Source organism: Ruegeria sp. SAZD011, assembly GCF_059612545.1.
This window is the reverse complement of sequence record NZ_JBXWQU010000036.1, coordinates 55,552-65,883: the sequence shown is the minus strand read 5'-3', so window position 1 is coordinate 65,883 and position 10,332 is coordinate 55,552. Positions and strand designations below refer to the sequence as shown.

The window sequence follows — 10,332 nt, the reverse complement described above, 5'->3', positions numbered from 1 at the left end:
TGGTCATACGCCTTGAAGTCGCCGAAATACTTCGTGATCGCTGCGGTCAGCGTCGTCTTCCCGTGGTCAACGTGGCCAATCGTGCCAATGTTGACGTGCGGTTTATTACGCTCAAACTTTTCCTTTGCCATTCCTCAGGCGCCCTTTTGCGGTTTGGGGGACCCTTCGTCCCGGTTTCCTACTGCGCGCGCGGGATATTTGGTTCAAAGAAGAAAATCAAGCCAATCCTGACCGATTGTCAGCCCTGCGCCGGTTTCACCGGCGCTTGCGGCGTCCCGGTCGCGGATTCTGCATCCGGTCGCGGCGCGAACCAGCCGTTTTCCTTGTGCTGTTCGACCAGCCAGTCCTCGATCTCGCCAACGGCGTTGCGTGAGAGGCCCATCAGTTGCTCTTCCTTGGTGCGCGCGTTGCCCGAGCCCATCAACCAGGATTCGCCGGTGGTGGCCTCGAACACGGTGAATTGCTCCACCTCGGGATTCAGCTTGGTTTGCGAGGCATCGTCCCAGACGGTGACATTGATGATCAGCGCCGATTTCGGGCTGTAGATCACCGGCACGCCCGGCGGCGCCAGCATATACCCTTCGACGCTGATGCCCAGGTGATAGTACTGCTCACCCTGGTAACGAGAGAACCTCTCGTCCACCGCCGCCTTGAGCGCGGTTTCCCAGTCCTCGGCGGAGGCATCGCGCGAGATCGGGCCTTTTTGCGCCTTGGACGCGACCACAACATTGTGCCCCAGCTTGAAGGCACCCAGATCCTCGAGCGGCTCGTCGGGCGTTGCAGCGGTACAGGCGGCCAGCAGGGCAAGCCCGGTCAGCAGGGTAAGAACTCGGATCATGATCGCATCTCGGCACACGTTGGGTTGGGGCGGATGTAGCGCACCGATGCGGCCCGTGCCAAGCCGCATCGGCAGGAAATGGCAAAGCGCGGCGGAAGTGTCACTTGAACTTGTAGCTGCGCGGGAAGCCGTAGGGTGGGCGCTTGCCGACGCTGGCGCGCTTGGCCAGCCATTGGCTCAGGTCGGTTTCGTGGCGGGTCTTGTCGCCGCCCATCGACCATTTCAACCCCTCGGCCCAGGCGAATGTCGTCACATCGCTCAGCCCGCCATCCAGTTCCAGCGCCCCCTGCTTGCCGCGCGCCATGTTGTATTTCTGCAGGCGCACGCCCTTGCCCCGGCCCATTTCGGGCATCTCTTCCAGCGGGAAGACCAGGAACTTGCCGTTCTGCGACACCACCGCCACGTGATCGCCCGCGACCGGCACACAGATCAGCGCGCGTTCGTCATCGCGCACGTTCAGCACCTGCTTGCCGGTGCGGGTCTGGGCCACCACCTCGGTCTCGGGCACGACAAAACCGTTGCCAGCGGTCGAGGCGACCAGCAGCTTGCGGTCCGGTTGGTGGATCAGGATATCGACGATCTCGGCCTCGTTGGGCAGATCGACCATGAGGCGTAACGGTTCGCCCATGCCGCGCCCGCCGGGCAGGTTGGCGGCACTGACCGTATAGAACCGCCCGTTCGAGGCAAAGATCAAGAGCTTGTCGGTGGTTTCCGCATGGAAGATGAAGCGTGGGCCGTCGCCATCCTTGAACTTCAACTCGCGGGTCAGGTCGATATGGCCGGTCATGGCGCGGATCCAGCCCATCTGCGAGCAGACCACGGTGATCGGCTCGCGCTCGATCATTGCCTCCAACGGCACCTCTTCGACCTCGCCTGCCTCGGCAAAGCGGGTACGGCGGGCACCGCCGGGATAGTCCTTGCCAAAGGTCTTCTTGGTCTCTTTGAGCTGATCGGCTATGCGCGCCCATTGCAGGGCGGGATCGGCCAGCAGGTCCTCGATCTCGGCGCGCTCGGCCATCAGGGCGTCGCGCTCGCGGATCAGTTCCATTTCCTCGAGCCGGCGCAGGCTGCGCAGGCGCATGTTGAGGATCGCCTCGGCCTGCACCTCGCTCAGCTCGCCCTCGCCCGGCGCGGGTGAGACATAATCCGCCTCGTTCAGCGCGCGGGGATGGTCGATGCCCCATTCCTCGCGCATCAGCGCGGCCTTGGGGTCCTCGTCATAACGGATGATGTCGATCACCCGGTCGAGGTTGAGGAAGGCGATGATAAAGCCTTCGAGCACTTCGAGCCGGTGGTCGATCTTGCCCAGCCGGTGGCGCGAGCGGCGCAAGAGCACCTCTTGCCGGTGATCCAGAAAGGCGCGCAGCACCTCTTTCATCGAGCAGACCTTGGGCGTGACCCCGTCGATCAGCACGTTCATGTTCAGGCTGAACCGCACCTCTAGGTCCGAGTTGCGATAGAGCATGCCCATCAGCACCTCGGGGTCGACGTTCTTGGTGCGCGGCTCCAGCACCACCCGGATATCGTCGGCGCTCTCGTCGCGCACATCGGCGAGGATCGGCACCTTCTTGGTCTGGATGACCTCGGCCAGCTTCTCGATCAGCTTCGATTTCTGGACCTGATAGGGGATCTCGGTGACCACGATCTGCCATTGGCCACGGCCCAGATCCTCGACCTCGTATTTGCAGCGCAGGCGGAAACTGCCCCGACCGGTGCGATAGGCCTGGGCGATGCTTTCCGGCGGTTCGACGATGATGCCGCCAGTGGGGAAATCGGGACCGGGCACATAGTTCAGCAGCGTGTCGTCGCGCGCGTCGGGCGTCTTGATCAGATGCAGACAGGCATCGCACAACTCGGCAATGTTATGGGGCGGGATGTTGGTGGCCATGCCCACCGCGATGCCGCTGCTGCCATTGGCGAGAAGGTTTGGAAACTGCGCGGGCAACACCACCGGCTCGGTGAGCGTGCCGTCATAGTTGTCGCGGAAATCGACCGCATCCTCGTTCAGACCATCCAGCAGCGCCTCGGCGACGATGGTCATTCGCGCTTCGGTGTATCGGCTGGCGGCCGGGTTGTCGCCGTCGATATTGCCGAAATTGCCCTGCCCGTCGACCAGCGGGTAACGGACGTTGAAATCCTGCGCGAGACGCGCCATCGCGTCATAGATCGCGGCATCCCCATGCGGGTGATAGTTGCCCATCACGTCGCCCGAGATCTTGGCCGACTTGCGGAACCCGCCCCCGGAACTGAGTCGCAATTCGCGCATGGCATAGAGAATCCGCCGGTGCACCGGCTTCAGCCCGTCGCGCGCATCGGGCAGCGCCCGGTGCATGATCGTGCTTAGCGCATAGGTCAGATACCGCTCGCCAATGGCGCGGCGCAGCGGTTCGGACACCTGCTGCCCACCGCCGTCTTGCTTCATGTTGGGGTCATCGATCGTATCGCTCATAGATGATGTGATACGCGCTCTGCTGTTTCTGGTAAAGCGACAGGCGGCGAATTTGCTGGGGACAACTTGCCGGACATCGACAATACCGGGGAAAACAATCCGTCTTTACCCCATTTTTGGACTCCTTTTACGGGATATGCTAAGATTTGAGCGGTCAGTCTGCGGCCCGTTTCAATCAGTCGATTTTCATTTCCTGCGTTCACGGGAGGCGCGCATGCGCTTTGTCATCATCTCTTTCGCCGTTCTGGGCTTTGCCTTCTGGGAATTGAGTGGCGGCGCCGATTTCGAGCCGCGCGGCATGCGCCCGGCCAAGCCCGAGCGGGTCGCGGCCAAGACGGTGGAAAAGGCCGAACCCCTGGTTCAGGTCGAACCCGCAAAGCTGGTGGCCAAGGTGTCGCTGACGCCCTACACGCCCGAACCGGCGCCGGTCGAAAAGGCGATACTGACCTCGGAAGAGCAATTGGAGCGGCTGGCCCGCGCCCGCGCCAGCCTGAGCAAGGGGCTGACTCTATTCGACGATGACACCGAGACGGGGACTTTGACACTTGCCTCGCTCTCAGGCGGATTGAGAGCGCTCGAGGTCGAGCCTGGCGAACCCGAGCCGGAAACCGCAACTGAAACCTTTGCCTATGAACGCCCCGCCCCCGATCTGCGCGAGATCACCGGATCACGCGTCAACATGCGCGACGGGCCCGGCACGATCTATCCGGTCATCAACCGGTTGACCGTCGGTCACAAGGTCGAGGTTCTGGACGATTCCGGCACCGGCTGGCTGCGCCTGCGCGTGCTGCCCGAGCAACAGATCGGCTGGATCGCCGCATCTCTGGTCAGCAAAAAGCCCAACTGAGGCAACCGGCCCATTGCCCAGCCCTACCCGGCGCCCTAGCAATAGGCAGCAATCGGGACGGTTCTGGAATTTCTCATGGCAAAGACAATCCTCATCACCGGCTGTTCGTCGGGCATCGGACTTGCCGCCGCCCAGGGCATGCGGGCGCGGGGCTGGCACGTCTTCGCGTCCTGCCGGCAACAGCGCGATTGCGACCGGCTGCGCGCGATGGGCTTTGACAGCCCCCGTATCGACTATGACGACGCGGCCTCGATCGCCTCGGGGTTGGCCGAGCTGCTGGAAGCCACCGGCGGCAGGCTTGACGCGCTTTTCAACAATGGCGCCTTCGGCATGCCCGGCGCGGTAGAGGATGTACCGACCGAGGCGCTGCGGGCCATTTTCGAGACCAATTTCTTTGGTTGGCACGAACTGACCCGGCGGGTGATCCCGGTGATGCGCGCCCAGGGCCACGGCCGGATCGTACAATGCTCCTCCGTTCTTGGACTGGTCGCCTTTCCCTGGCGCGGCGCCTATGTGGCGACGAAATACGCGCTGGAAGGGTTGAGCGACACGCTGCGCCTGGAACTGAAGGGCACCGGCATTCACGTGGTGCTGATCGAGCCGGGTCCGATCACGTCGAAACTGCGCGAAAAGGCGATCCCGCATTTCGAACGTCATATCAACTGGCAAGGCTCAGCCCTGCGCGCCAAATACGAGGGCAGCCTGCTGAAACGGCTCTACGAAGATCGCGGACCGGATCGGTTCGAACTGCCGCCCGCGGCAGTGACCGCCAAACTGATCCGCGCGGTCGAAGCGCGGCGACCGGCCCCGCGATACTATGTCACCACACCCACCTATATCGCCGGAATCCTGCGCCGAATCCTGCCCACGCGACTGAGCGACCGCGTACTTGGCAGCATCTGATCGCAAAAACCGGTTCGCTTTTTGCGACCGGACCGCTAGATCAGGCGCGACACAGGGATTGGGAAAGCGAGGCTCTGCATGGATCTGTTGATGATCGTGATGTTGATGGCGATGGGCGCCGTCGTCATCGTGCTGATGATCGGGCTTGGTGGTTTCGCCAAGGGAGGGACCTTCAACGCCAAATACGGCAACAAGATGATGCGTCTGCGCCTCTTGTTCCAGTTCATCGCGGTGGTGCTGATCCTGCTCTATGTCTATCTGCGCGGACAAGGAAGCTGAGCCATGGTGGTCCTGAACAAGATCTACACCCGCACCGGCGACAAGGGGCAAACCGCCCTGGGCAATGGCACGCGGGTCGCCAAGTATTCCGACCGCGTGGCGACCTATGGCACGACCGACGAGTTGAATGCCTTTGTCGGTGTGGCCCGGCTGAAGGCGGATGGAGACATGGACGCGGCCCTGTCGCGCATTCAGAACGACCTGTTCGACCTCGGCGCCGATCTGTGCCGCCCCGAGATGGAGAAGGATGCCGAGGCGGAATACCCGCCCCTGCGCATGGCCGCAGCCCAGGTAACCCGGCTGGAACACGAGATCGACGCGATGAACACCGGTCTCGACCCGCTGCGCAGCTTCATCCTGCCCGGCGGATCGGCATTGGCGGCACATCTGCATGTCTGCCGCACCGTGGCCCGGCGCGCCGAGCGGCTGGCGGTGGAACTGAGTGAGGCAGAAACGGTGAACCCGCAGGCCATCACCTATCTGAACCGGCTCAGCGACTGGTTCTTCGTCGCCGCGCGCACCGCCAATAATGGCGGCAAGGACGATGTCTTGTGGGTTCCCGGAGCGAACCGCTGAGCATAGCGAAGCGGCGGGGCGTCCAGCGGACGGCCCGACGACGGGAAGCGCGAACCGCTGAGCCGATCTTAAACTCCGAAACCTGTTCGCGCCCCTCAAGACGGCGAGAAAATTCTTGAGAAAGAATTTTCACCAAAAAATTTGCAATTTTTTGGCCCCGCCCGGATCAAGCCGGTTGCCACAACTCTATCGGGTTGCCCTCCGGGTCGGCCAGCCTGGCAAAGCTGCCGTTGGGATAGGGCGAGCCCGGGTCCGGTTGCACCTCGATACCTGCCGCGCGCAATTGCGCGATCATCGCCGCTAGATCGCGCACCCGAAAATTCAGCATGAACCCTTTTCCGGGATCGCCGAAATATGCGGTGTCCTGGGCAAAGGGTGCAAAAATTGTCGCACCCTCGCTCTGCTGCCAGCAGCGTCCGGAATAATCCCCTGGCGCCGGGTCGATCCCCATATGCTGCTGATACCACTCCGCCAGCGCTTTGGGGTCTTTCGCCCTGAAAAAGCAGCCTCCGAACCCGTCGACGCGTTCCATCTCTCCCTCCCGGCACCTTCCTGCATGCAGGGTAACAAAATTTCCTTCGCGGCGCGAGAATTGGCGAAAACGCGACGTCGATTGCACATGACGTGACGATTTTGCCCTGTCCCGGCGCGCGCCAAGCCGCTATCAAACGCGGCGAGAGCATTGGGAGTCGCATGGCGGCTTGCCGTTTTTGAAGGAGAAAACGCAGAGATGAAGGTCCTTGTACCCGTCAAGCGCGTGATCGACTACAACGTGAAGGTTCGCGTCAAAGCGGACGGATCGGGTGTCGATCTCGCCAATGTGAAGATGTCGATGAACCCGTTTGACGAGATTGCCGTCGAAGAGGCCATCCGCCTGAAAGAGGCCGGCAAAGCCGACGAGATCGTCGTGGTCTCGATCGGTGTCAAGCAGGCGCAGGAAACCCTGCGCACCGCGCTGGCCATGGGCGCCGACCGCGCGATCCTGGTTGTGGCCGCCGATGACGTACACACCGATATCGAGCCCCTGGCGGTTGCCAAGATCCTCGCGAAGGTCGTCGAGGAAGAGCAGCCGGGCCTCGTGCTTGCCGGCAAGCAGGCGATCGACAACGACATGAACGCCACCGGCCAGATGCTGTCGGCGCTCCTGGGCTGGAGCCAGGGCACCTTTGCCTCGGAACTGAATGTCGAGGGCGATCACGCACTGGTCACCCGCGAGGTGGACGGCGGCCTGCAGACCATCAAGGTCAAGATGCCCGCCATCATCACCGTCGACCTGCGCCTGAACGAGCCGCGCTATGCGTCGCTGCCCAACATCATGAAGGCGAAGAAAAAGCCGCTGGATGAGAAAACCGCCGCCGACTATGGCGTCGATGTCACTCCGCGCCTGGAAATCGTCAAGACCGAAGAGCCGCCGGCACGGGCCGCGGGCATCGTGGTGGGCTCGGTCGACGAGCTGGTTGCGAAACTCAAAGAAGCGGGGGCTGTGTAATGGCTGTTCTTCTCCTTGCCGAAGTGACCGGTGGCGAACTGGCGCTGGACGCAACCGCCAAGGCGGTGAGCGCCGCCAAGGCGTTGGGTGACGTGACGGTGCTGGCCGCTGGTGCCTCCGCTGCCGCCGCCGGCGAAGCCGCCGCCAAGATCGACGGTGTCTCCAAGGTGCTGGTCGCCGAGGATGCCTCGCTGGGTCATCGCCTGGCCGAAGCGACCGCGGCGCTGATCGTGAGCCTCGCCGACGGCTACGAGCACATCGTTGCCCCCGCCACCACCGACGCCAAGAACGTGATGCCGCGCGTGGCAGCCCTGCTCGACGCGATGGTGATCTCGGACGTGTCGGGCGTGGTCGATGGGTCCACCTTCGAGCGACCGATCTATGCCGGCAACGCGGTGCAGACCGTCAAGTCGAAGGATGCCAAGAAGGTCATCACCTTCCGCACCTCGACCTTTGACGCTGCTGGCGAAGGTGGCGCGGCCCCGGTCGAAACCATCTCGGTCGGCGACAATCCGGGCCTGAGCGAATGGGTCGAGGACAAGGTTGCCGCCTCTGACCGCCCCGAGCTGACCTCGGCCGGTATCGTGGTGTCGGGCGGCCGTGGCGTGGGTTCGGAAGCGGATTTCAAACTGATCGAAGCCCTGGCCGACAAGCTGGGTGCGGCGGTTGGCGCGTCGCGTGCAGCAGTCGACTCGGGCTATGCGCCGAACGACTGGCAGGTCGGCCAGACCGGCAAGGTTGTCGCACCGCAGCTTTACGTCGCGGTTGGCATCTCGGGCGCGATCCAGCACCTGGCCGGCATGAAGGACTCCAAGATCATCGTCGCCATCAACAAGGATGAAGAAGCGCCGATCTTCCAGGTCGCCGACTTTGGCCTGGTGGCCGACCTGTTCCAGGCCGTGCCGGAACTGACAGACAAGCTCGGCTGAAGCCGGGGACAAGATTTTTCGACGAAAAATCTGCAAAGGCCCGCCCGGTGGCGGGCCTTTTCACGTATCGATGTCCTGAAGCGCGCGATAGATGCGATCGGCGATGACGCGATGCATGACCGGCCCGATGGTATGCTCTGCTGCCGGTTCCTGAAGCATGCCAAAGATCATGTCGTCCAATTCATCGGACTGACCCGCCATCTGTACTGGCACCTCGACGGTCGAGCGGACCCGTGGCGCCAGGGCTGCAACCATATCGGGCGAGACCATCAGCGGCTCAGGGCCCAGAGCCTCGGCGGGATCGTCAGGCCGCTGGTGGCGATAGCGCAGCCAGAGCAGGACCACACCATCCCCCAACGCATCTATGGCGCTGCGCATCCGCGCTTGCCACGCTTGTTGAAGTTCGGCACGGACAACCCCGAACCGCTCCTCCGAGATCTCGTTAAGACGACCCAGCATGTGCTTGTTGAAGTGGAATTCGGTAAAATCCACCTCGTCATACAGCGCACTCAACATGGGCGAGGCTTCGAGAAACCGGTCGTTGCGACGAGGATGCACCCGGTAGAGGCGGTTTGACAGATTCTGCGCGCCGGGCACCTGCAATATGCAGAACTCGGCCGCCCGGGCCAGCCGTGCCAGTTCCGGGTCTAACAGGATCGCATCGAGCCCGCTGTTGATGCTTCCGAGATTGACACAGGTTTCTCCCAGCCGCCGTTCCAGAAGCGCGGGATAGGGATCGGACACGAAACGTCCGAATGTTTCGGTGCTGCCGATACAGGCCACATAAGGTGCGTTCAGGTCCCGCTCGGGACCGCGAAAACGCAGTTTCGACACACCATAGCGACAGGTTACGGCATCGGACGCCCCCGCGCCCGGCAATTCATAACTCATGGCTCCCACCATTTTCGATTTTCACCCAATGGTCACTTTGCCGCCGCAACCGTTGCGATTCGCCTAATGCGCGGATTTGAAGCGAATTGTCCCGGTCAGCCCCTCTTGCCGCGCCCCCCGCCCTGCCGATAAGGTCGCGACAACCTCACATGAAGGGCAGATACGGTAATGGATATTCAGAAGGTCGGAGTGATCGGCGCAGGCCAGATGGGCAACGGGATCGCTCATGTGATGGCGCTGGCGGGATATGACGTGCTGCTCACCGATATCAGCCAGCAGGCACTGGACGCCGCGCTGTCTACCGTGCGTGGCAACCTGGCCCGGCAGGCCGGGCGCGGCAAGATCAGCGAAGCCGATATGGAAGCGGCGATGGCGCGCATCTCGACCACGCTGACGCTGGGCGATCTGGGACAGACCGACCTGGTGATCGAAGCCGCGACCGAACGCGAGGCCGTGAAACAGGCGATCTTTGAGGATTTGCAGCCGCACCTGTTGCCTCATACCATCCTGACCTCGAACACCTCGTCAATTTCAATCACCCGCCTGGCCAGCCGGACCGACCGGCCCGAGCGTTTCATGGGGTTTCATTTCATGAACCCGGTGCCGGTGATGCAGCTGGTGGAACTGATCCGGGGTATCGCCACCGACGAGGAGACCTTTGCCGCCTGCAAGGCGGTGGTCGACAAGCTGGGCAAGACCGCAGCCAGCGCAGAGGATTTCCCCGCCTTCATCGTGAACCGTATCCTGATGCCGATGATCAACGAGGCGGTCTATACCCTTTACGAAGGGGTGGGCAATGTCCGCTCCATCGACGAGTCGATGAAACTGGGCGCCAATCACCCGATGGGGCCTCTGGAACTGGCCGATTTCATCGGGCTGGACACCTGCCTGGCGATCATGAATGTGCTGCATGACGGGCTGGCCGACACCAAGTATCGTCCCTGCCCCTTGCTGACCAAATATGTCGAGGCCGGGTGGCTGGGCCGCAAGACCCAGCGCGGGTTCTACGACTATCGCGGCGAGATACCGGTTCCGACACGCTGAAGCGGGAAAGAGTCAAGGGGGCGCTGCCCCCGCCGCCCGTTCCGGGCGACTCCCCCGGAGTATTTGAAGCAAAGTGAAAGAAGGGCC

At 62.6% G+C, this 10,332-nt stretch carries 12 protein-coding genes; 7 read left to right on the top strand and 5 right to left on the bottom strand.

The features are described 5' to 3' along the window. From AC2FLM_RS18530 to AC2FLM_RS18520, 3 genes are all read right to left on the bottom strand, one after another. Positions 1 to 131, bottom strand: a 131-nt coding sequence (locus AC2FLM_RS18530) for a GTP-binding protein (RefSeq protein WP_297339401.1), incomplete at its 3' end; no start/stop codon positions are given. Positions 132 to 238: 107 nt separating this feature from the next. Continuing rightward, a complete protein-coding gene (locus AC2FLM_RS18525; protein WP_234221891.1) occupies positions 239 to 838 on the bottom strand; it encodes a hypothetical protein in 600 nt (199 codons plus the stop codon). A 100-nt stretch (positions 839 to 938) separates the two neighbouring features. After that, positions 939 to 3,287, bottom strand: a complete 2,349-nt coding sequence (locus AC2FLM_RS18520) for a DNA topoisomerase IV subunit A (protein WP_234182828.1) — start codon at positions 3,285 to 3,287, stop codon at positions 939 to 941. A 214-nt stretch (positions 3,288 to 3,501) separates the two neighbouring features. Between AC2FLM_RS18520 and AC2FLM_RS18515 the strand changes: the two genes are divergently transcribed. The 4 genes from AC2FLM_RS18515 to AC2FLM_RS18500 all read left to right on the top strand — a co-directional run bounded on the left by AC2FLM_RS18515 (position 3,502) and on the right by AC2FLM_RS18500 (position 5,892). Further along, a complete protein-coding gene (locus tag AC2FLM_RS18515; RefSeq protein ID WP_234221893.1) occupies positions 3,502 to 4,134 on the top strand; it encodes an SH3 domain-containing protein in 633 nt (210 codons plus the stop codon). A 75-nt stretch (positions 4,135 to 4,209) separates the two neighbouring features. Beyond that, positions 4,210 to 5,037 carry an SDR family NAD(P)-dependent oxidoreductase gene (locus AC2FLM_RS18510; RefSeq protein ID WP_496859432.1) on the top strand — a complete coding sequence of 276 codons (828 nt, stop codon included), beginning with the start codon at positions 4,210 to 4,212 and terminating at the stop codon, positions 5,035 to 5,037. A gap of 78 nt (positions 5,038 to 5,115) precedes the next feature. Beyond that, positions 5,116 to 5,316, top strand: a complete 201-nt coding sequence (locus AC2FLM_RS18505; protein WP_234140789.1) for a twin transmembrane helix small protein — start codon at positions 5,116 to 5,118, stop codon at positions 5,314 to 5,316. Between the two features lie 3 nt (positions 5,317 to 5,319). Then, on the top strand, positions 5,320 to 5,892 hold the full coding sequence (locus AC2FLM_RS18500) for a cob(I)yrinic acid a,c-diamide adenosyltransferase (protein WP_496859431.1): 573 nt from the start codon (positions 5,320 to 5,322) through the stop codon (positions 5,890 to 5,892). Positions 5,893 to 6,058: 166 nt separating this feature from the next. Here the strand turns inward: AC2FLM_RS18500 and AC2FLM_RS18495 are convergent, their stop codons facing one another. Beyond that, the gene (locus AC2FLM_RS18495) at positions 6,059 to 6,424 is read right to left on the bottom strand and encodes a VOC family protein (protein WP_496859430.1); all 366 of its coding nucleotides are present in this window, start codon (positions 6,422 to 6,424) and stop codon (positions 6,059 to 6,061) included. A 198-nt stretch (positions 6,425 to 6,622) separates the two neighbouring features. Here AC2FLM_RS18495 and AC2FLM_RS18490 point away from each other — a divergent pair, with 198 nt between their 5' ends. Both AC2FLM_RS18490 and AC2FLM_RS18485 read left to right on the top strand, forming a co-directional pair. Beyond that, positions 6,623 to 7,381, top strand: a complete 759-nt coding sequence (locus AC2FLM_RS18490; RefSeq protein ID WP_496859429.1) for an electron transfer flavoprotein subunit beta/FixA family protein — start codon at positions 6,623 to 6,625, stop codon at positions 7,379 to 7,381. Then, entirely contained in the window at positions 7,381 to 8,310 is a 930-nt protein-coding gene (locus tag AC2FLM_RS18485) for an electron transfer flavoprotein subunit alpha/FixB family protein (protein WP_496859428.1), read from the top strand. Before AC2FLM_RS18490 ends, AC2FLM_RS18485 begins: the two co-directional genes overlap by 1 nt. Before the next feature lie 60 nt (positions 8,311 to 8,370). On the opposite strand, the gene AC2FLM_RS18480 is transcribed toward AC2FLM_RS18485, so the two are convergent. After that, on the bottom strand, positions 8,371 to 9,201 hold the full coding sequence (locus tag AC2FLM_RS18480; RefSeq protein WP_496859427.1) for a DUF6473 family protein: 831 nt from the start codon (positions 9,199 to 9,201) through the stop codon (positions 8,371 to 8,373). Between the two features lie 168 nt (positions 9,202 to 9,369). Here AC2FLM_RS18480 and AC2FLM_RS18475 point away from each other — a divergent pair, with 168 nt between their 5' ends. Continuing rightward, on the top strand, positions 9,370 to 10,245 hold the full coding sequence (locus tag AC2FLM_RS18475) for a 3-hydroxybutyryl-CoA dehydrogenase (protein ID WP_234140777.1): 876 nt from the start codon (positions 9,370 to 9,372) through the stop codon (positions 10,243 to 10,245). The last annotated feature ends 87 nt before the right edge of the window (positions 10,246 to 10,332 follow it).